Consider the following 22,597-nt stretch of genomic DNA (forward strand, 5'->3'; position numbering starts at 1 on the left):
AAGAGAGTCTAACAGCAAATTATACAAGGTTAAAGACTAATTTTATAATAAATAAAATTAGTCAGCAATGATTGCTATATATTCTAGTAGCAATTCTACCACAAACCTAGTGTTTTCCACCACATACCGCCTATAAAAATCCATATAATGCCATATACTAGACTCAAAACTAAACCAAGATACCACCATGTTCTGATCTTCATATATCCTGTCTCAAAATATATTGGAGCACTACTGAGTCCATAATGAGTAAGACCCGAAGATAATATTGATAAAAAACTAAGTAGCAATGCAGATAGTAAACTAGGCATTTTAGCATGTATAAATAACGCTAGAAAAGTAGGAAAAAGTATAGCAATATGGGTTGTAGTACTGGCAAAAAAGTAATGTATATAAAAATATATTATAGAAAGTATAATTATACCAATCATTGGAGAGAAAAAACTTAATAAATTGTCTCTAAGTTTATCACTAACCCATGATATTAAACCAAAATCAGACAAAAAACTTGAAATCATAACTAAAGTGCCATACCAAATAAAGGTATGCCATGCCCCTTTATCTGCAAGAGTATCTTCAAACTTAATTATTTTGCATAATAATAAAATACATACTCCCAACAGTGCAACTGTAGTAGCTGATAATCCCCATTTGCTGCCAAACATCCATAAAAAAATTAGAATTACAAAAGTTATTAGCATAATAATCTCTTGCAATGATATATCACCTATTTCTTGCAATTTTGCCTTAGCTATTTGTATAGCAGATGGATCGTATTTAATTGAGGGTGGATGTAGATAATAAAGAATAAGAGGCATGACAGCAAGAGAAATTACGCCTGGCACTATAGCTGCTATTGCCCAATCACTCCATGAAATTATAATCCCAGCATCAGCTGCAAACTTAACAGCTAAAGGATTAGCAGCCATAGAGGTAATAAACATAGCACTAGTTATCACATTTGATTGAAAGACTACTTTCATGAGAAATCCGCCGTTTGAAACGGATGTTTTGTAATTTGTTTTATCAGAGTAAGCGGTGCAGAGTGACTGAGCGATAGGAAAAATTATCCCTCCTCCCCTAGCACATACACTAGGAATAAAAGGTGCAAGTATAAAATCAACAATTACCAAAGCATATGAAAGACCAAGGGTACTTTGTCCGACAAGTAGAATGATGTGATAAGCTATCCGTTCCCCACAACCTGTTTTTATAAAACCCTGAGCAATAAAAAAAGCAAACAGCACCAGCCATATAATGCTATGACTAAACCCGGATAGACTTTGTTCTAAGGAAAGGGTTTGCGTCAGAATACAACAGAGTATGCTAAATAAGGCTATAGCACCCATAGGTAAAGGATTAAGAATTATAGCTGCAATAGTGGTAATAAATATAATAGAAAGATGCCACACCTTAACATCAAGTCCTTCAGGGGCCGGTATATACCATATTACACAAGCTAAAATAACAAGCATTAGAATAGGTAAATTTTTGTTCCAATTACACATATTAAGCATAATAAATTTATTTCAAGATCGAGTAAGGTGAGTGGGGGTTTTCGTATCAATTGATAATGCGTGTAGTCCGCTCGCTAGTTCATCTGCTAAAAGATTGTGAATTATTTTATGCTGTTCTAGCAAACTTTTTCCTATAAAAACTGCTGTAAAAATTTTGATCTTAAGATGACTTTCAGTAATGCCACCATTATGGCTGGCATGTTTGTAACTTTCGTCAACTATTTCGCAATAATGTGGTTTTAACACATCTAGTTTTCTTTTTATTCTATTTATTTTGGTCATAGTTATATATATATAAAACTTTTACTTGTATCAAGTCTACTGGGATTTTAGTATTTAGCAAATATTATTATTTAGTTGGTTATGGCAAAATTAGATACAAAAATTAGAAATTTGCAATCTGAGCTTGATAAAGCCGGGCATGGGTATTGTATCTCTTTTAAGTTATTAAATTACGACGAATTGAATGCTATGATGGGAGGAGATATTTATATAATTGACAAATTTAATAAAATTATTTCTGAAGTTTGTAATAAATTAATTACTGCTCCTTCTATATCAGTTTATAAACAAATTGAGCATGATAGAATATTGTTGCTTTTACCCACACTAGACCAAAATCTAGTTAAGGAAGTTGTCCTAAAAATATATTTATTATCTCAACTTTATGTCGATGATCTATTACCTGCAGTTTATATGAATTGCAGTAGTGCTAGCATAGAGTTTCCCAAATTTACCAATAAAGCTGAAGAAGTATATAATCTATTAAATTGGCTAGGTTCTTATCAAGGTGACCAAAGTTATTATCGTGAGTATGATAAATATTATAATATAGAGTGTGTTAAAGAGTCTAATAAGCAGCTGAATCTCTTAAGAAAAGCTTTATTAAACAAAACAATGGTTTTTGCTTATCAGCCAGTTATTGACCGTAAAACAATGAAAATTCATTACTATGAATGTTTACTAAGGATTCCTGACACAAATAACAATCTATTTTCTGTAGGAGCAATAATTCTAGAAGCTGAAAAGAAAGGTTTAATTTTTATAATAGATCAAATAGTGCTAGAAATGGCAATCAAAGAACTAGATGCTAACCCTAGCTTAGTGCTTGCAGTTAACATTTCAAATATTGGTATATTAGATGCTTCTCTCCTAGAGATAGCAGAAAAACTATTACAAACATATGATGTTTCAGGAAGGTTAATTATTGAGATTACTGAGACTACCCTTAATCAGCATTACCAACAAATAAAATCCTTTATGCAAAGACTAAGAAAATACGGTTGTAAATTTGCTTTGGATGATTTTGGAGCTGGGTTTACTTCATTTAAACAATTACAAAATCTACCGATAGATATTATTAAAATTGATGGTAGTTACGTACGTAACATCACTAGCGATATACAAAGTCAAGATTTCATTAAACGATTAATTAAAATTTCTGAGAATTTAGGCGTTCAAACTGTAGCAGAATTTGTTGAAAATGGGGAGATAGCCAATTTTTTAATCAACTTAGAAGTTGATAATATGCAAGGCGATTTCTTCTCACCGGCATCGGTTAACAGAATAAATAATCATCAGAACGATGCCCCCACAACTGTTGAAAGTTAGAAAAGGGAGCGGTTTTAGAGTTCATCATGGCAGTTTAAAAGTTGCAGAAAAATAACCAAGGTCATTGCGAGGAGGCGATGGAATCGCCTCCTCGCAATGATGGTTAAGGAAAAACTTGATTATCGAGTTCTACACCTGATTGTTAAAATATAATACTCCATTCAATATGTGATTTTAATAATTAAAATCACATATTGAATAATGAAAAAAGTTAAAATGCACCCGCAGAATTACTTCAAGAGTGCATTTTTCCTTATGACAAAACCAGTTCTATAGAAGAATTATTAATTCTTCTAACAAACTGTTCTAATAGTTTGTTTATGTTTTTACATAATGCGTAGCATTTTGTTTGGTGCTTATATCGAACTTAGGTTATTATAATATACTCTTCTGCTTTGAAGAATTGGTTTTTGCAAATAATTGCGGGGATTTCGCGTACTTATGTACTTCATGTACTGATTGCGTTCGCTCACCCTTGGTTAATATTATGGTTCAATTTGTTACCTTATCAGGCTTTTCAGAATATGAAGACACAGTAAAGTTGATGGAAGATAAGGTTACTAGTTTAATCAATAAATCTTCACAAGAGATTGTTTATTTAGTTGAATATAAGGATATTTATACCGCAGGTACTAGTTTTAAGGCAAATGAATTATTAAATCCTAGAGATATACCGGTAATTTATACTGGTAGGGGGGGGAAGTTTACCTACCACGGTAGCGGACAAAGAGTAATATACCCCATTCTTGATTTAGCCTCAGAACGAAGGCAAAAGGATTTAAAACTATATATTAAACTATTAGAAGAATGGATTATAAATAGCCTTTTATATTTTGGGATTAAAGCTTTTACTATAAGTGGTATAGTGGGAATATGGGTAAAAGAAAAAGGTGTACCCGCAAAGATTGCATCAATAGGTATTAGAGTTAAAAAATGGGTTACATATCATGGTGTTGCTGTAAATATTTCAACAAATCTTGATATGTTCTCTGGAATTGTTGCTTGTGGGTTAAAGGATATGCCTGTAACCTCGTTAAAGAAACTCGGTGTTGATGTAACATTCGAGCAATTTGATGAAGTTATTAAGGATAAGTTCTTTGAGGTTTTAGGTAGAAAATGAGAATATTCAGTATATACTCAAATGACTTGAAGAATATATTCCTATGAGTTCAATTTATCATATACTTGATAAGGTTCCTGCTATTTATCCTGAAGACATGCAGATAGAATATGAACAATTAGCTCAGCAATTAATCAAATCAGGTAAACTTAGAATAGATACGGATAATAGTTGTAATTTTGCAAGATTCTCTGATCCAAAATTCAATATTAGTTTGATGGTAAGTAAAGAGGAAATAACCGAGCCAAATTTAATTGAACAAACTAACCAGTTATTAAGATATCTATACAAATCTTCTATATCAGATAAAAAACTGGCATCGATTTATACAGATCTGAAAAAACAAATTCAAAAATTACAACCAGTTGACCAATCTATTACTGAAAAATTAACAAGGCTTTTTGTTCAGTCAGCCCATCCTATAGTTATTAGGTGGTTATTACATGATAAGGTCCAAGTATTTATTACTTATTCCCATAATATTGGTGATATGATGGATATAGTTGATTGGCAACGTTCTGGTTCTAATAGCGGTATGCAAAGTACTGACGGTAAGAATGTAGCAGTCTTTGTTTCCTGTGGTGGAAATCCATTTGCTGAAAATGATAAAAATCACCCAACTTATGGTGACGGATGGGCAGCAGCTGCTAGATTGCAAATTATAGCTGGGCAGGAACTTGGGCATTTTGCTGATATTAAAAGAGATGCTAGTGGTCGTCAAATAAGTCGTCATTCAGCAAATTTCTCTGGAACAAAAGCAACCTCCCATGTAAGACAGGCTAGAATAGATGATATTATTAATTGTAATAAATTATTAGCCACGCTTCTCTCTATAGGGATGAGGCAAATGATTATTTATGAAGAAAAGATAAAATTTTATAATAAAAACAAGGTACGGGGTATAAGGGCTTATTGGGCAAGATTACTTGGCTTTATATATAAACAGAAATTTTTATTTTTCGTTAATAGAAGAAAATTATTTTTTATTAAGAGATTCATAAAAGAGCAATATATGGGGATGATGATTAGAGCTATGATTGAAGATATGAAGTTTAATTTAGCACCAGTCGCAGATGTTTATAAAAATAGTGACCCTGAGATCGAAGAGACAATTGCCTGTATAGAAGCTCTAGCAAGAGTACCCCAACAAGTGATGAAATGGGGATATTTAACGACTATGGCAACAATGCAAGGATTATATAAAGTATATTATTCCGAAGTTATACCTTCCTTAATTTCTAACTATGTATTAATGACTAAGCAAAGCTATAAACGTGATATGTCAAAGCCAAGATCTCTAACTAATTTTTTTCGTAAAATAAACATATTTAGTAAAAAAAAATTAGTATTTAAACAAATCAGAGAAGTATAATTAGCTTTAAAAAGGTTTAAAATGCATTCGCAAAATCGCTTTAAGAATGCATTTTTCCTTTCTATGATATTTTCAAAAAACAATTCGTAGGAGCAGAAGAGTATAATCAAGTTTTTTTAAATAACCCTGCTATAGCCTATAATGTAGAACTTCTTATCTTAAAACTTTTTCTATGATAAGGCGAAAGACCGTGAAGGCTTATAGCATTTAAATGTTCTTTAGTACCATAACCGGAGTTTTTGTGCCACATATATTCCGGAAATTCTTTGGCATATTCAAGCATTAAGCGATCTCTAGTAACTTTCGCAATAATAGACGCTGCTCCAATAGAAATTGATAAATTATCGCCATTTATTATACTAATAAATCTTGGATCGTGAAATTTCATGTTACCATCTATTAATACCGTATCCGGTTTAACAGCAAGATTTGCTACTGATATAGTACAAGCTTTTTTAGTTGCTTCAAGGATATTAATTATATCTATCTCATCGTGATGCACTATACCAACAGACCAAACATAATTTTGGGTTATTTGTTTATATAACAACTCCCTCATTATTTTAGTAAGTTTTTTAGAATCTTTGATACCATGTATGATTTTTGTTTGATCAATGATAACAGATGCAGCTACTACAGGACCAACTAGCGGTCCTCTGCCAGCTTCATCTACTCCAGCGACTAATCCTGAATATATTTGTTCTAATTTAAACATCATGCCTCCCATAAAATGACACTCTATGTATTTCCACCTTATATACTCACCTTACGCATAACCCCTATGGCAATTCAAAAATTGCAGAAAAGTACAAGACGTCATTGCGAGACCACGTAGTGGTCGTGGCAATCCACATTTATTGGATTGCTTCGTCGCCACCAAAGTGGCTCCTCGCAATGACTCTAGGCTATTTTCCCTATAACTTTTAAATGCCATGCGTAAGGTGAGTTATATATAGTTCCTTATCACCGCTATCATCTATTGTTACTGTAGTAACAGACATTATGAACTCAAAATAAAACAGACTACTTAAACTGCTTAAATTGATACCCATGAGTTACGGCTACGGCAGGGATCTACCGTCCCTTATCTTTATTAGAATGCTTTGTGTTAGAAGGGGTAGTATTAGGTTTAATAGTACTACTACCATTTCCCATAGATATATCGTTTTTATTGAAAGTTTCTCTCAGACGGTGATATATTTGAGATCCAGCTGTACTCTCAAGTTTGCTTAATATCTTTTCTAATGCAGTCTTACTAGTTTGCAATCCATCACTTCTATTTGCTTTATCAATAGCTTGGATTGTCCCGACACTATTTTCAATAAAAGCCTTTTTCTGTTCCTCAGGTGATTTAACAAATGATTTAATATAATGCCTCAGTTTTGCACCTAAATCTGTAATGGTTCTAACATGTACTGGATCAGCCGGTGAAAATTCCAATGCCGAATACATTTTTTCTGTACCAGCTCCTATAGTTGCAATTGTCTCAATCTGTTCGGTTTTCTGTAAGGATTTATGTGGAAACTCTTCTATCAATGTATCCATTTGTTTAGCTTGTTGGCCAAATTTATCTAAATTAGGTTGTCCTTTAACATATTTGGCAGAATATCCTTTAGCAAGTTTACCATGAGCATCAAGGGTAGTGCTAATATTGCCTTTAAATTCACCAAATTTCTGGTCAGTAGTTTCAACAGCTTGTGAAAGTACATTTGTTGAGTCATCATCCAACGACACCTGTATTTTTACTTCTTTCTCTATTCCCATGCTTTCCATAGCTTCAGCAAGTTCAGGAGTATATTTCGAATCAAAGCTAAAGTTGAGTAGACTTTTGAACCTATCTATAATCCTGTACAAAGCCTTCCTTTGGTTCACCAACAATATTAGCTATATCTGATTTAAACTTCTCTAATTTGGGCATAAAAATATCTTTAATTAATGTTAGCAATCACTAAAAACTCTTGCAGTTACCCTGCCATCTTTTTTTATTATTTGTTTTAATTGTACATTCGTGCTGATTACAAAATATCATTATTACTTCAAACTCTCTTAGAAGTTCTCTAGTAATAGTAATTTTGTTACCTTTACATTGGTTTCTACTTGATATGTTAATATATATATCGACATTTTCACATATTTTATTTAGAGCAATTGATTTATAGTTTACCAAAATTGTGTATCCATCGGAAGTAAAAATATTTTTTTCTATAGGAAATATTTTAGCATCCTTTTGACCAAACCAGTTAGCTCAATATATACGTTTAAATTCTGGCATCTCATTGACATAAATGTCAAGTTCACCATTGTTATTTTTTATACCAATAGCATTTAAATTCATATCAAATATGAAATTAGGATTAGGAGAATTTAGCATTAAGATTACAGATATAATCATTATAATCAGACCTAAGAAATGCCACTTTGTTCTCCATAAACAAGTCCAAAAAAATCCAAATAAGAAAGTAATTAAACTAATTTTGGTTATATAACCAAAATACCATACTGATAATGGTAAGGTATTAGTAAATTTCACTGCTGCAATAATTATATCAATGAAAAAACCTATTAATTTTAAACAATATTGATCTATACCAAATATCATTAAGAATAATGAGATAATAGATAACGGCATCAGAAAGAAAGACATTATTGGTACAGCAATAAGGTTCATGGGAATAGAATAAGTAGGAAATGTATAAAATTGGTTTATTACTACAGGAGCAGTTACTATGCTTGCAAGGAAGCTTGAATAAATATTAGAGGCAATATAAAATTTTATGGAAGAAAATATCCCCTTGCTTTTACCTAAAATCTATTGATTTCTTATATAAAATTCGTAACCAGCAGTTAGCGATAATACTGCCACAAAAGATAATTGGAAGCTTGGATGAAATATATATTCGGGATTTACCGATAATATTATGCAAGCTGCAATCGCGAGCGATCTTAGGGGGTAGGGCTTCCGTCCTATCATAACTGCATAAATAAAAATTGCCGTCATAATGAATGCCCTTGTGGCAGCAATTTGCATGCCACTTAGCTGCAAATAACCATAACTACCTATTAAAGAACAAATTGCTGCAATTGACTTTATGTTGTAATTATAAGCAATATAATTTGATAGATTTAATAAGAATCTTGCTGATATGAAAAACAGCATTGCTACCAATGATAAATGTAGACCGGAAACGCAAAGTATATGAGATATACCGCTTTGTCTCATTTCTTTCATTAATTTTCGATCGATGGCTTTGGTTTCTCCTAGTAATATTGCTGCGGCGAAATTACCTTTAATAGGACCAAGTGTTTGGATTAGGCGGTTGTAAATATTTTTTTTAATTTTATAGATAAAATTATTAGTGTAAAGATTACTATGTGCTATAATTTGAGGGGAGGACAGTGCATAGCCAGTGGCGTTGATATCTGCCAAATATGCATAAAAGCCAAAGTCATAGCCACCTGGTAGGATACTACTTTGAGGCTTATAAAGCTGAGCCACTAGGTTAATGCTATCGTTAATATTAATTTCTTGAGCATATTTTGCTGGCATGCTTATCCTAACTTTCTCTAAAACCTGATTAGACCTATTAAGTCTTTGAATTTTGACCTGATGTAAGATAATTTGCATACCATGAGTGGTCGGTTTCATCGATTCTATAGTGCCATCTATTTATGAAATTATTGGCTTTTTAATACCAACAACATGTAAATTTGATATACGATATTTGCCAACTAGCATACCACAGGAAAAAGCGATAATTATCCCCGCAATAAATCGCCCAAATATGTTATTTCTTAAGATTATTAGTGACAAAGAAATTGTGAAAATAGCTAGAATAGATATAAAGGAAGGTTCGCTACTTAAAGTAAAATAAGTACCAATACCGCAAATGAAACTAACAAAATACCAAAGGCTGAGATTGTGATATTCTTGTTCTAAAATGCTTTTGGCAAGTTTAAAAATTAATTTATAATCTCTTAGGATCATTGCATCTAATAGTAGATTTTTACTTAAAATAAGCTACTATTAGATATAATTCAAGAAATCTATTCCCTCATTTCACCCTGAATATATAAATCAGAAGCTACCTGATAAAAACTAATAGCTTCTTCCACTAAACTAGGAATATTCTCAACCTCTATTTTATCTTCAGCAATTAATTTATAAGTTTTTGCTTGTTCCTGTGGTCGTAAGATAACTAAGTGATTATCCTTCATGAAGCCAAGCAATTGATAAGTGCTGATAAAAGCTCTGTTTGCTGGCATGTTTAATATATCTTGACCAAAAAACTTACTATTATACGAAAAATTTAATAATCCCAAAATAGTAGGAGCAATATCAATTTGACTGGCTAAATTATCAACTATCTGTGGTTTTAATATATTGGGAGCATATATTAATAGAGGTATGTGATATTTATTAACCGGTAAATCAGTTTTACCAGCACTTGATGCACAATGATCAGCCGTAATAACAAAGATAGTATTATCAAACCAAGGGTGAGTTTTAGCTAATTCAAGAAACTTACCAATAGCATAGTCAGTGTATTTAACAGCTGCACTACGTCCACCACCAGATGGCAAATCAATCCTACCTTCGGGGAAAGTATAAGGACGATGGTTAGAGACAGTCATAATTAATGAGAAAAAGGCTTTGCCTTCCTTATAATTTTGATCAGCTAACTCCAGTGATCTTATTAGTATATCCTCATCAGCTACTCCCCAAATATTAGAAAAACTTATTTCGTTGGATTTTAGATTGCCTTGATCAACTATATTATAGCCATTACCATGAAAATAATTTTGTAAATTATCAAAGTAACTATAGCCACCGAATAGGAAGTTAATAGCATAGCCTTGATTCTTAAAAATAGTAGCTATATTAAATAATGACTGATTATCAGGACGACGGATAATAGAAGAGCCAGGAGTTGGCGGTACTGATAAAGTAATAGCTTCTAAACCTCGTACTGTTCTAGTTCCTACTGCATATAGATTGGTAAAAAATATGCTTTGTTCAGCTAATTTATCCAAATTTGGCGTAATATTTTGTTGATTGCCAAATTTACCCATGAATTCGCTACTCAGGCTCTCGACGGTAATAAAAACAATATTATATTTATTACTGTTAAAAGAACTTGTCCTGATATTTCGTTCTATAGTGGTAGTATTTGAGTATATTTGTTGATCTTTCGATAAATTGCTGCGAACGATATTTAAAGCCTGGTTTTTATCAATTACTGGATAAAATTTATTATAATCTAAGCTATTATTAAAATAGGCAGAGAAAAACTCATATGGACCGTTTTTAGCAAGTTCGATAGCATATTTATTAGAATTAAAAGCAATTTTATTAGGGTTATAGAAATTAAAAGCAACTAGGCTAAGCAAAAATAGCATTATCACACAAAAAATATGTTTCTTGCCATTTAGAGTACTTGCTTGATTAATTATGTATTTTCTCAAGAAAAAAACAATTAATAGTGTAATAATTATAATGCCTAGTAATATTTCTATATAGGGCAAAGATTCCTTTACAGTACCAATGATTTCATGGGTATAAATTAGATAATCTACAGCAATAAAATTAAATCTAACACCGAACTCATCCCAAAAGATAATCTCGGCAATGGCAATAAATATTAGTAAAGCAATAGTACAAAAATAAGCGATAAAAGAGCAGCTTACATACAAAAATTTATACCGAGCCAATAACTTGTAGAAGCCAATGATAACAAGCGAAATTACTGGTAAAAAATAACAAAGAGATATTAGATCATTAAATGTAATAATAACAAAAATTGACACTAGATCATATATGGTTATTTGTTGTTGCCATAAAGCATATGAGCTTAATAGAATACGAGTAATAAACTGAAATATTAGGTAAATTCTAACAATAGGAAAATGAAGCAGTGTTTTTATCATATATATCTAAATTAACGTCATATATTGACGAAGTCCATATATGACGGTTTATTTCTTTCCTTTAAAGGGACGATTTTAACTTATCTCCCTAGCTATTAGTCTTCCTATTACCATAAATGTCAAGAAAAACTTATGGGTAATAGTAAGCTGCCTACGTAGGGATTGACACCCTAGGCTATTAAACTGATGTCTTACATCAAAACTTGAGGTTAGGTAGCGAAATTTCAACCAATAAACCACTTAAAATTTTACTATCCTGCAAGGATATTGTTCCATTATGATCAATGATTATTTCTTTAGTAATAGCAAGACCAAGTCCAACATTACCTGAATTATTAAGTGGGCGTGACTTATCTGAACGATAAAATGCTTTAAACACTAATAATTTCTCTGCATCCTTTATGCCAATACCATTATCTTCAATTTTTATTATGGCATTAGTAGAACTAGAATATACAGTAATTCTTATTTTTGTAGAATATTTTATAGCATTACTTATTACGTTAGATATTGCACGTTCAAAGTTGATAGGCTTGATTTGTGCTGTTATCTGCTCTGTTGCAAGCAACTCAATATTGGCAACAGGCCATTTATTTATGATAGTAGACATCCAAGAAGATAACTCAATTATTTGAGCTTCTTCACCATTTTCACCCTTAGCAAAGTCAAGGTATGATTTTATCATTTGTTGCATGGTCAGTATATCTTCCTTAAGACCTTCTGTTTCTTCAGATTTGTTCATTAACTCCAGTTGTAATTTCATTCTAGTTAAAGGAGTACATAAATCATGTGAAATCATAGCTAACATTCTAGTTCTTGTAGTGATTTGTTTTTCAATTCGTTCTTTCATTTTAAGAAAAGCAATACCAGCCTTTTTAATTTCTTTTGCACCAGAAGGTTTAAATGTTTGTAATCTTGTAATTCCTTGTCCGAATTGATCAGCAGCATCTGCAAGAGTTAAAATGGACTTAATTTGATTTTTAGAGAAGATCAAAGAAACAGAAAGTAATAAAATAGTTAAAAAGATTAACCATAAAACAAAAATATAAGCCGTTGGATTCATCAATAATTTTGCAGGGAAAGTGATTTTTAGTAAACCATCAGTCAATTGGAATAATACTTCAATTCTTCCTACATCATTAATCTGTACTATATTTTTCTTATTAATTTTTACGTTAATAATATTTTTAAAAATCTCTAATTCTTCACTAATTCTAGGTTGTTTGCGTGGCAAGTTTAATTTTTGATGAAACTGATACGACAAATTTAAATAATTTGTCTCTGTTGTGTTTTTTTCTAATAGATTATTGTCGTCTTGTTCAAGAAGGGAAATAATTTCATTAGCAATAATATTGCTAGTATAATAAGAAACATTATACCAGTGACGATCATAGAACAAAAACACTGCTAGAATTTGTCCTATTAATGTTGGAACAATAATAATGAGAACAAATCTAGCCAGTAAAGTTTGTGGTATAAGTTTATGTATAAATAGCATAACCGCTATTCCGTATGGTTTTTAGATATTTTGGTTCTTTAGGGTCATCTTCAATCTTACTTCTTATTCTGACAATTTGTACGTCGATAGAGCGAGGGCTAAGCCCTCCCATTATTTTTGACAACTCATCACGTTTCATTTCTTGTCCATTGTGTTTTAATAATACTTCTAGCAATTTTTGTTCTGTAGAACTCAATTGTACAGGTTGATTATTTTTTATAAATTCCTTTGATTCTAAATTATAATAATTATTGCCAAATCGCTTGATTTCATCTTGTTTTTTATAATTATTATAGCTATTTAATAGGTTATTAATCCTGAGTAATAATTCTTTCGGTTCGAAAGGTTTGGTCAGATAATCAGATGCACCAGATTCTAATCCCTTGATACGATCACTTGGTTGTGATAGTGCAGTTAGCATAACAATTGGTATAAGGTTTTTACTTGATCTTATAGTATGGGCAAAATCAAGCCCTGTAACATTCGGCAACATAACGTCTAGAATAATTAAGTCATAAATAGAGGATTTTAATAGTTCCTCAGCTTCTTGGACAGAAGCTGCTGTTGATACTAAAAAGTTGTTTTTATACAAAAACTGTTTTAAAAGTTTTTGTATTCGAGTATCATCATCGACTACAAGAATGTGGGGTTTTGAGCTTTGCATAAATAAATTTTCGGTGATAAGAATTACTATAGTTTAATAGTGGAACATTGACAATGACAATAATACAAGAAAATACATTAACTGAAAAGCCGTTTAAGAATCTTAATCAACTATCAGGTTATATCTGGATTAATGGTAGATTTATTGATTGGCAGGAGGCTAAGATACACGCTCTTACTTATAGTTTACATTATTCTGGTGGAGTTTTTGAAGGAGAAAAAGCCTATAATGGCAAAATCTTTAAATTAGAAGAACATACCCAACGTTTGATAGAGTCGGCAAAAAGTTTAAGTATAGAGGTACCGTATAGTTTTGAAGATATTATAACAGCTCACCAGTTACTTATAACAAAGAATAATATTAAAGATGCGTATGTTCGTCCTTTAATTTGGTATGGTAGTGAATCTCTTAATCTAACTAATGTAAATTTATCGGTTAATTTATTAATTGCTGCTGTTCCATCAACTCCTATATCTTCCAGTGATTTAAATGTCCATATTGCTCGTTGGCGGAAATGCCATCCAAACTCGTTGCCGCCGCAGTGTAAATCGTCAGGGCATTACAATATGATGATAGTATGCCAGAAAGAAGCTAAATTTGTGGGTTATGATGATGCAATTTTATTAGATTGGCGGGGGTATGTTGCTGAATGCAGCACGTCAAATATCTTTTTTGTTAAAGATGAGCAATTATTCACCCCGATAGCTGATAGTTTCTTAAATGGTATAACGCGTCAAACAATTATTAAACTTGCTAATGATTTAAATATCAAGGTTATAGAAGAGTACATAACTATAGATAGGCTAGGGGAATTTAAAGAATGTTTTATGACTGGTACAGCTGCAGAAGTTAAGGGGATTAAATCGATTAACCGTGGTGATCAAAATATTATCTTTGAAGATAGTAAAATTACTAATTTGTTAAAAAAAGAATATAATAGCTTAGTGCGTAAATAAATAGTGATATAATGGAACTGATGCGATGAACAATAATATATTTAAAGGGCTTATTACAGCTATTATAACCCCGTTTAAGGATAATAAATTAGATTTTGTTTCTTTGGAGAAAATACTTAACTATCAAATTGATAATAAAGTTGATGGAGTAGTGATTGCTGGTTCTACTGGTGAAGGCCCTAGCTTAAGTTTACAGGAATATCAATCTTTGTTAGAAATAGCTGTAGAAATTACTAAAAACCGTACCCAAATAATAGCAGGTTGTTCCGCTATCACTACCAGTATAGCCATAGATATGATAAAAATATGTACAAAAATTCCTGTTGATGGGCTTATGTGTAGTATTCCTTCTTACGTAAAACCCATGCAAGAAGGAATTTATTTACATTTTGAAGCTATACATAATGCTTCTATAGATAGGGCAAGTAATTTGCCCATAATGCTGTATTCAGTACCTAGTAGAACTGTGGTTGACTTTTCAGATGACACGATAGTTAGGCTCAGTAAACTACCACGTATTGTAGCTTTTAAAGATGCAGGTAATGATTTAGAACGTCCTTTGAGAATTAAGGCTGCTGTAAGCAAAGATTTTAACTTATTGTGTGGTAATGATGGATTAGCGTTATCTTATAATGCTCAATCAGGAGTAGGGTGCGTTTCTGTTGCCTCTAATATAGCACCTAGTTTGTGCAAGAAATTACAGGATAATTGTCATGCTGGTAATTATAAAGAAGCTCTGCGAATAGAGCAGCAGTTACTACCCTTATATAAAGCATTATTTGCAGAAACAAACCCAATACCAGTGAAATATGCAGCGTGCAGATTAGGGTTATGTTCTAACGAGTTAAGGCTTCCTTTAACTTCAGCGTTGAAAGTTACTGAGGAAAAAGTAAATAAAGCTATGGACTATGTCGGAATATAAGAAAATAATAGCACAAAATAAAAAAGCATATTTCAATTACTTTATTGAAGAAAAAATTGAAGCTGGCATAATATTAACCGGGAGCGAAGTTAAATCGCTGCGTCAAGGAAAAGCTAGTATAGAAGATAGTCATGCCGAAAATTCGGCAAATGAAGTGTTTTTATATAATTGCCATATTGCGGAATATGACAAAGCTAACAGATTTAATCATTCGACTAGAAGGACTCGTAAGTTGCTTCTTAATTCTAGTGAAATAAAGAAAATAATTGGTAAAATTCGCCTAAAAGGCTACACTCTTGTTGCTCTTTCTTTATATTTCAATAAAAAAAATAAAGTAAAAGTTGAGTTAGGCATAGCAAAAGGTAAAAAATTACATGATAAGAGACAGACAATTAAAGAACAAGATTGGAAGAGGGATCAGGGGCGGATTATGCGTGCGAAGTAGGATAAAAATAATTTTTATGCGACCAACCTCACAGCACCTTAACTTCTTAGAGCCTAAAGCACCCATTATACTTCCATATAAACAAATAGGTAAAGTTAATGACAATAACTCCTGACTACATAATTGAAAGAAAACAAAATAAATTAAAATTAAGGCTGTGGAAGTTAGCAACAATTTTAATGTTTATAGTTTTAATTGTTGTGATGATTAAGAAATTTAATTTGCCAAGTTCTGAATATGTAACTACTAATAGTAACTATATAGCTGTAGTTTCAATAGAAGATATAATTTTTGAGGATACAAAACGTGATAAAAGATTGGAGAAAATCATTGATGATGATAAGATTAATGCTCTAATTGTTAATGTTAATTCTCCTGGTGGGACTGTGGTTGGATCAGAGAAAATTTACAATATACTCAGAAAAATATCAGCAAAAAAACCGGTAGTGATTGTTATGGGCACATTGGCAGCGAGTGGAGGATATTTGATATCATTAGGAGGGGATTACATAATTAGTCATAATGGAACGATTACTGGTTCAATTGGTGTGATTTTCCAAACTCTAGAAGTAACAGATTTAGCAAAGACACTAGGTATTACCTTCAATAATTTTAAATCTGGGGAATTAAAAGCTGCTCCTAATCCTACTGAGAAAGTTACAGAAGCTGTTCGTCAAGCTATAATGTCTAATGTACAGGATACTTATGATTATTTTATTGAACTCGTTGCTTTAAGAAGGGGATTAGCAATTGAAGAAGTTAAAAAAATAGCTGATGGTCGGATATATTCTGGTCGCCAAGCTTTGAAACTAAAACTTGTTGATGCTGTGGGTTCTGAGGATGATGCGATTAAATGGTTACAGGAAGTCAAAAAAATTGATAAAGATTTGAAGGTAAAAGAATTTAAAATAAAACCGAAATCAAAATTTCTTGAAATTATTATGGAGGATTTTGATAGTGTTTTACCAAATTTTTTTAAAAATAAATTTCAAGGAATAAAAGCAATTTTTTAATTTATGGCAAGAAAGTCTGATTTAGTGGATAAAATATCTAAGGAACTTAATTATCTTTCTAAGGAAGATATAAAAGATTCTATAGATTTGGTATTTGATTATTTACAGTTTAGCCTCGCTGAGCAAAATCGTATTGAAATTAGAGGCTTCGGTAGCTTCTCGATTAGGGAGCGGAAATTTCCCAATAGTGAGCAGTCATATAAAACTATCTATTATCGTGGACATCGCTAGGCTTTTGGAAAAGGGAGGGAATAATTCTTATCCCGAATTCGCGTTCTCATGTTATACTATTAGCCAAAGCCAACTTCCTAGCCTCTGCTGATTTACCAGTATAAACTATATTTTGGTAATTAAGTTTGATAGCGGTAAATAAAGCTGCGTGATCGTTTCCTACATTAACAATAATTTTTACGATTTGGGGAAATTCTTCAATTAGTTTTTTAAAAATATAATCCCACACTAGCATACCGTAATATCTCGTGCTACCACTTTTGTTAGTTAAAATAACCGGCTCATGGAATTTGGATAAGAACTCTCGTGCATCGCTTAAGTTTTCTATTGTGTAAGTTATTGGATTTGGCATATTTTTTGACTTTTTACTTACTCAAATTAGGCTCTTATATCTTAAAAACATGTTATAAGTAGTTATAAGAGGGTGACTTGATAGGTTCTAGACAGAAATAGTCGTTCACAGAATAAGTACCCTCTTACAAGGTTTGCTTTGAACAAATTGCAGAAGGTGCTTGAAATACAGTAGCCTTGCACAATAAGAAGAAGGAGATTATATCATGAATAAAATAATAGGTCTAGATGTAAGTAGAAAATGTGTCAATAACATTCTAAAATGTCCGGGTTTTGTAACAAGGTAATTGTCCGTTTTATTGTGAATCTTTTTTTTTAAATTCTTAAAAAATATTTTTTAAAATTTAGATGGTTGTGGTTGTGGAATTGTGGGAAACTTCGTTAGAAGTTGATACTGGACTGAAAAATCAAGACAAAAAAAATAATAATGTTGTTTCCCATTTTTGCATTTTTCAAGCTGCAATTTGTTCATAATTTTGTATAGAATTTAGATAGGCATTCATAGGCTTTTTGTAACCAATACTTGAATGGAATCTTCTATAATTATAGTGATTAATGTAATCATCAATACCACTCTTTAGCTCTTTAACATCTTTAAAATCATTAATAAATATACAATTATATTTTAAAGTTCGGAAAAATCTCTCCATAATTATATTATCAATACTTCTTCCTTTACCATTCATCGAAACTTTAATGTTATGCTCTTGTAAAATTTCAATGTGTTCATGACTAGTATATTGACTGCCCTAATCACTATTAAATATCTGCGGTGCAGGATATTTGTTAAGTGCATCCCGCAATACTTCAGTTACCAAACTTACGTCCATACTATTTGACAATTTATAACTCAACACAGCTCTACTATGCCAATCTATAATCGACAAGTTCTTTTCTATTTGATAAGTCCAAGCTTTGTAGCTTTCCCACAGCCCAATCTCTCTCTACTATTGTTTTTCCAAGAGTTTTCGCTAATTCATCATTTTGTTCTTTCAGCATATTAATTTGTTCCTGATATTTACTTACCAGTTTTGCTGGTTCAAAAGCCAATGCTGCATTTGATATAAATTGTTTTTTCCAATTACTAATTGTCTTGGAGTTTATCTCATATTTTGATGCTATCACTGATAATGGACTCTCTTCTTTCAGCACTTCTAATACTATCCTAGTTTTTTCTTCAGCACTAAAAACTCTTACTTTTTCTTTTGTCATTTTTTCTCCTAATTTTTTCTTATTATTTTATCTTAATTAGGAAACTTTTAACTCTATTTTTTTGTCCATTTTCTTCAGTCCATTATATTCTCTTAGCGACTATTTTAGTCAAGGTCTATTCAAGTCACCCTATTTAATTACTTATAACACATTTTTAAGATATAAGGTCTAATGATAAAAAGAATAATCGTAGGTTAGCAGAAGAAAGAGCTCTGAATGAAAAAGTTATTGGTATGCTAAAACGGTTCAAAATTATTGCTGACAAATATTGAAATAGACGTAAAAGATTCGGTCTTAGATTTAATTTGATCTCTGGCATTTATAATTTTGAATTACGTTAACCAGTTTCGAAAGAGGTCTAATGATACCTCTGGTCATTACTTGGGATTTGCAAGAGTTTTTTGTTATAGGAAACAGTATTATCTTTTGCTACTACTCTTTCCTCTTGAATCGATAATATATCTTGTAAATCCCTTCCAGTATAGGGGATAAACGCACTCTCCTTAAGCTCTGGGGTCACGCAAAACTGCTCATTATATTCTAGAACAAAAACTTCCTTAAGATAACAATTTGCCTCTCTAATCGTTCTAATACCAGCTACTCTGAATTCTTGTGGTAACCGCTTCTGAAGAGAGCCAAACATCCTCTCTGACCTACCCTCTCGCCTCTGGGGAATAGGCATGGATAAGCTGAATGCCAAGTTGCTTGCCACGCTCTTCCTACTTGTGTCGGGTTATTCTTATCTACCTTACCACCGGCTATTGCCGTGTAAGCATACAAGTTCCATACCTAACCCTAACCTATGTTTGTGCCACCTATGTACCGTTTACCAGTAACTCGGCTATTGTATGACAGCTAGTTACCTGATTTTATAAGCTCTTCGAAACCCATAATTTTGACAAAAAGAAGACTCTCTCTATACTTAAATACAGTGATTCACTTTCGTTCACCTCCATAGGTCATACCTGACTGTTTCCAGCCTTTTCCTTAACACTCACCACCATATTCCTTAGAATACAGCAGCTTAAGGTAGTTTAATATCTGCTCATACCAGCCGATTCCGGTGGACCTACCACCATGTTAAGTACAGCACCACTCCTCACTTCTACAGTGACTCGTACTCTTGGTACACCGAAGATAAGTCGTGCTTGCAGCGACTCCTCGCAATGACGGTTTAAGCCTTACAACAGCACTTCGCTAATAGACGATTTTTAACTTTCAACAGTTGTGGCTAGCAGGGGGGTGACATCGAAAGGGAATCAATGCTTCAGCCCTAAGGGAATTATACTGATAATTTATTACATCGCAATTTGTGTTTTTTTGCTTAGAGTCCTTGACTTCGTTAAATTAATAACGTTATATTGTATACTTAAGAAATATTAATTAAGTAGGAGTAGTTGTATGATAAGTGGTAAAGAAAACTTAAGGTTTGCCAATGAATCTGTGAATAAGCTAGCTGAGGCTGCAATTGCAGCCTATGTTAGCTTACCACTATCTTCTCCTGATAAGAAAAATTTAGAAGATGTTGCTGAGATTATAACTAGTACGATAAATGTTGCGGATGGAAGTAACTTACAGAAAAATATAGAAGCGTTAACCAAAAAGGTTGAAAACAGTAAAAATCGTTCCCCCATTGTTATTAAAGCAAGGGAATGGACTCGTTCTCTTATTAAGTTTTTAAAATTTCCATTTAGTAAACAACATAAAGAAGAGTTAAAACAAGTAGAATCAGATTTTATTAAAGAGCTTGGACTTATAAAAAGTTACTATAAGGCTATTTCCCCTGTGCAAGAACAAATATCTACAAGCATTCCAGTAAAAGAAACCGGGGTTTTGCCCCCATCTTTGGTAGAAACTCAGCAGAAACCTCATATAATGACGGCTACCACAGCACCGGTAGTAGTACATGAAACTGCACACTTTACTATCTCAGTGCAGGCAACAGTTACTCCTCCTAACGATCCAGTTACGCCACCACCGCCACCACCTCCTCCGCCTTCACCTCTTCATTCTAATGTAGTGCTGCAACAGATATCTCAAGCTGATTTGTTGGCGGCTATAACAAAAGGTAACTTTAAGTTAAACAAAGTAGAAGACCGAACATTAAATGAATTACCTGCAGACCAAGCAGATGATCCCTTTATGAATGAGTTGCAGAAAAAGTTGGCAGTACGTCGAGGATTTGTTGAGGGACAAGACGATAAGAAGGTATCTCCAACATATGCTAAAGACGCTGCTGAATTTGAAAGGCTGCGAAGAGAAGAAGAAGCACGCCAAAAAAGACAAGAGGAGATAGAGGCTTCAAGGATAGCAGCAGCACTAAAGGAAGAGGCGGAAAAGAAGGCAGCAGCTGAAAAGATACTATCTCCTCCTAAGGCTCAATCTAAGCTTGGAGAAATTCCACCACCACCACCTCCTCCACTTTCTTCGCCTAGTACAAACTCGCTACCTAATATTAGAAAATTAGAAACAGCTGTAGAAGTATCTCCAACAACCAAGCCGCAGACTGAGCAAAAGAGACCGGGGTTTGTTGTCGGCTCAGCAGATATCACAAATGCACTAGCAGGGTTGAGGAAAGCAGCTACTTCTCCTCAAAAAGAAACAGAAGCACCTACACTAAATTTGGGGGTAAAGCTTAAACAAAAAACAGATACACATACTAGGTAACCGACAAAACAGTGCAATCCAGCTCAATAGTCTTCGATGTCATTCCTAGCTAAAAGTGGGAATTCAAAAAATAGCCTGCAAAAGTTATATAGTTATGATATACTAAACCTCAATTTCGGATTAATTTTATTAATCCAAAATTGGAATGACAACGAGAGTGCTTAATAAAAAAGTAAGTATTTTATACTAAAATTGAGGAAATTATGATATATTGCAAACAATCTAACCAAACATCTTATCCTTTTGTCTTACCGGAATTACCTTATGGTAAAAGTGATTTTGTTCCGCATTTTTCCCCTGAAACTTTTGACTACCATCATGGGAAACACCACCAAACATATGTAACTAACCTGAATAATTTTTTACAAGATAATCAGGAATTGCAGAAAAAAAGTTTGGAAGAATTAATAATTTCTACAAGCATAAAACCAACTGAAGCAGCCATATTTAATAATGCAGCACAAATATGGAATCATACTTTCTTTTGGCATTCTATTAAGCCTTCAGGTGGAGGGAAGCCTACTGGTAAGATATTGGAACAGATAAATAAAGATTTTGGTAGTTATGAGAATTTTGCTACTGAATTTAAGCAAGCAGCAGTAAGCCAATTTGGTAGCGGTTGGGCGTGGTTAGTCTCTAATAATGGGAAATTACAAATAGTAAAAACTAGTAATGGTGAAACTCCTATTACTAAATCTATGAAACCTTTGCTTACCTGTGATGTTTGGGAGCATGCCTACTATATAGATTATCGCAATAAGCGTCCGGACTATGTCTCAGTTTATATAGAACATATGATTAATTGGCAATTTGCTGAAAGCCATCTTTGAAACTTAATTTTAGAAAAAATACAATCAATAATTAAGGTAATTAGTTATGAAAAGAAAGCATACTGATATAGAAAAATCATTAGTAAATGTAAAGGAATATCAAGACCTTTGTTCCTATGCAGATTCACAACACTACAGCGAACTAGAAAAGCATGATAAGAGATATCTTAAAACAGCACTAAGAGAAGTACAAGATTCATTAGACATAAAGAAGAAGAGAAAGAACTCTGCGACAATTATGATCCAAACTATTACGGTACCGT

20 protein-coding genes and 3 pseudogenes are annotated in these 22,597 nt (G+C 32.5%); 11 read left to right on the forward strand and 12 right to left on the reverse strand.

The annotated features are described in order from the left end of the window. Positions 1–95 precede the first annotated feature (95 nt). Together AAHM86_RS02685 and AAHM86_RS02690 are read right to left on the reverse strand one after the other, a co-directional pair. Entirely contained in the window at positions 96–1,517 is a 1,422-nt protein-coding gene (locus AAHM86_RS02685) for a DASS family sodium-coupled anion symporter (RefSeq protein WP_342268206.1), read from the reverse strand. A gap of 12 nt (positions 1,518–1,529) precedes the next feature. Next, positions 1,530–1,799: a BolA family protein gene (locus AAHM86_RS02690; RefSeq protein WP_342268207.1), complete on the reverse strand. Its 270-nt coding sequence runs from the start codon at positions 1,797–1,799 to the stop codon at positions 1,530–1,532. Between the two features lie 81 nt (positions 1,800–1,880). Between AAHM86_RS02690 and AAHM86_RS02695 the strand changes: the two genes are divergently transcribed. From AAHM86_RS02695 to AAHM86_RS02705, 3 genes are all read left to right on the forward strand, one after another. After that, entirely contained in the window at positions 1,881–3,128 is a 1,248-nt protein-coding gene (locus AAHM86_RS02695) for an EAL domain-containing protein (RefSeq protein WP_342268208.1), read from the forward strand. Between the two features lie 487 nt (positions 3,129–3,615). After that, positions 3,616–4,248: a lipoyl(octanoyl) transferase LipB gene (gene lipB / locus AAHM86_RS02700; RefSeq protein WP_342268209.1), complete on the forward strand. Its 633-nt coding sequence runs from the start codon at positions 3,616–3,618 to the stop codon at positions 4,246–4,248. A gap of 43 nt (positions 4,249–4,291) precedes the next feature. Beyond that, on the forward strand, positions 4,292–5,620 hold the full coding sequence (locus AAHM86_RS02705) for a DUF2748 family protein (RefSeq protein WP_342268210.1): 1,329 nt from the start codon (positions 4,292–4,294) through the stop codon (positions 5,618–5,620). 136 nt (positions 5,621–5,756) lie between these two features. Here the strand turns inward: AAHM86_RS02705 and AAHM86_RS02710 are convergent, their stop codons facing one another. The 7 genes and pseudogenes from AAHM86_RS02710 to AAHM86_RS02740 form a co-directional block, all read right to left on the reverse strand. Next, complete coding sequence (locus tag AAHM86_RS02710; RefSeq protein WP_342268211.1) at positions 5,757–6,335, reverse strand: ribonuclease HII; 579 nt, start codon at positions 6,333–6,335, stop codon at positions 5,757–5,759. Positions 6,336–6,694: 359 nt separating this feature from the next. Then, entirely contained in the window at positions 6,695–7,393 is a 699-nt protein-coding gene (locus AAHM86_RS02715) for a hypothetical protein (RefSeq protein WP_342268212.1), read from the reverse strand. A 472-nt stretch (positions 7,394–7,865) separates the two neighbouring features. After that, positions 7,866–9,266 (reverse strand): annotated as a pseudogene (locus AAHM86_RS02720) (ComEC/Rec2 family competence protein). Between the two features lie 21 nt (positions 9,267–9,287). After that, a complete protein-coding gene (locus AAHM86_RS02725) occupies positions 9,288–9,605 on the reverse strand; it encodes a hypothetical protein (protein ID WP_342268213.1) in 318 nt (105 codons plus the stop codon). Positions 9,606–9,664: 59 nt separating this feature from the next. Continuing rightward, the gene (locus tag AAHM86_RS02730) at positions 9,665–11,545 is read right to left on the reverse strand and encodes an LTA synthase family protein (RefSeq protein WP_342268214.1); all 1,881 of its coding nucleotides are present in this window, start codon (positions 11,543–11,545) and stop codon (positions 9,665–9,667) included. 196 nt (positions 11,546–11,741) lie between these two features. Next, the gene (locus AAHM86_RS02735) at positions 11,742–13,043 is read right to left on the reverse strand and encodes a sensor histidine kinase (protein WP_342268215.1); all 1,302 of its coding nucleotides are present in this window, start codon (positions 13,041–13,043) and stop codon (positions 11,742–11,744) included. Then, positions 13,027–13,707, reverse strand: a complete 681-nt coding sequence (locus tag AAHM86_RS02740; RefSeq protein ID WP_342260065.1) for a response regulator transcription factor — start codon at positions 13,705–13,707, stop codon at positions 13,027–13,029. The genes AAHM86_RS02735 and AAHM86_RS02740 overlap by 17 nt, the downstream gene beginning before the upstream one ends. 53 nt (positions 13,708–13,760) lie before the next feature. Here AAHM86_RS02740 and AAHM86_RS02745 point away from each other — a divergent pair, with 53 nt between their 5' ends. From AAHM86_RS02745 to AAHM86_RS02765, 5 genes are all read left to right on the forward strand, one after another. Beyond that, positions 13,761–14,663, forward strand: a complete 903-nt coding sequence (locus AAHM86_RS02745) for a branched-chain amino acid transaminase (RefSeq protein ID WP_342268216.1) — start codon at positions 13,761–13,763, stop codon at positions 14,661–14,663. Positions 14,664–14,688: 25 nt separating this feature from the next. Next, positions 14,689–15,585, forward strand: a complete 897-nt coding sequence (gene dapA, locus AAHM86_RS02750) for a 4-hydroxy-tetrahydrodipicolinate synthase (protein WP_341747639.1) — start codon at positions 14,689–14,691, stop codon at positions 15,583–15,585. Next, positions 15,572–16,030 carry an SsrA-binding protein SmpB gene (smpB, locus tag AAHM86_RS02755; RefSeq protein ID WP_342268217.1) on the forward strand — a complete coding sequence of 153 codons (459 nt, stop codon included), beginning with the start codon at positions 15,572–15,574 and terminating at the stop codon, positions 16,028–16,030. Before dapA ends, smpB begins: the two co-directional genes overlap by 14 nt. Positions 16,031–16,128: 98 nt before the next feature. Beyond that, the gene (sppA, locus tag AAHM86_RS02760; RefSeq protein WP_342268218.1) at positions 16,129–17,043 is read left to right on the forward strand and encodes a signal peptide peptidase SppA; all 915 of its coding nucleotides are present in this window, start codon (positions 16,129–16,131) and stop codon (positions 17,041–17,043) included. A 3-nt stretch (positions 17,044–17,046) separates the two neighbouring features. Then, on the forward strand, positions 17,047–17,274 hold the full coding sequence (locus AAHM86_RS02765) for an HU family DNA-binding protein (RefSeq protein WP_342268219.1): 228 nt from the start codon (positions 17,047–17,049) through the stop codon (positions 17,272–17,274). 46 nt (positions 17,275–17,320) lie between these two features. Here the strand turns inward: AAHM86_RS02765 and AAHM86_RS02770 are convergent, their stop codons facing one another. Together AAHM86_RS02770 and AAHM86_RS02775 are read right to left on the reverse strand one after the other, a co-directional pair. After that, on the reverse strand, positions 17,321–17,626 hold the full coding sequence (locus AAHM86_RS02770) for a hypothetical protein (RefSeq protein WP_341755193.1): 306 nt from the start codon (positions 17,624–17,626) through the stop codon (positions 17,321–17,323). A gap of 451 nt (positions 17,627–18,077) precedes the next feature. After that, positions 18,078–18,837 (reverse strand): annotated as a pseudogene (locus tag AAHM86_RS02775) (IS3 family transposase). Positions 18,838–18,998: 161 nt separating this feature from the next. On the opposite strand from AAHM86_RS02775, the pseudogene AAHM86_RS02780 reads away from it, so the two are divergent. Then, positions 18,999–19,178 (forward strand): annotated as a pseudogene (locus tag AAHM86_RS02780) (IS5/IS1182 family transposase); the annotation flags it as partial. 17 nt (positions 19,179–19,195) lie between these two features. Here the strand turns inward: AAHM86_RS02780 and AAHM86_RS02785 are convergent. Further along, complete coding sequence (locus AAHM86_RS02785) at positions 19,196–19,519, reverse strand: hypothetical protein (RefSeq protein WP_342268220.1); 324 nt, start codon at positions 19,517–19,519, stop codon at positions 19,196–19,198. A gap of 719 nt (positions 19,520–20,238) precedes the next feature. Here AAHM86_RS02785 and AAHM86_RS02790 point away from each other — a divergent pair. Together AAHM86_RS02790 and AAHM86_RS02795 are read left to right on the forward strand one after the other, a co-directional pair. Beyond that, positions 20,239–21,504: a hypothetical protein gene (locus AAHM86_RS02790; protein WP_342268221.1), complete on the forward strand. Its 1,266-nt coding sequence runs from the start codon at positions 20,239–20,241 to the stop codon at positions 21,502–21,504. Positions 21,505–21,707: 203 nt separating this feature from the next. Next, positions 21,708–22,334: a superoxide dismutase gene (locus AAHM86_RS02795; protein ID WP_341747646.1), complete on the forward strand. Its 627-nt coding sequence runs from the start codon at positions 21,708–21,710 to the stop codon at positions 22,332–22,334. The last annotated feature ends 263 nt before the right edge of the window (positions 22,335–22,597 follow it).

Source organism: Candidatus Tisiphia endosymbiont of Empis tessellata (assembly GCF_964031035.1).
GTDB lineage: Bacteria > Pseudomonadota > Alphaproteobacteria > Rickettsiales > Rickettsiaceae > Tisiphia.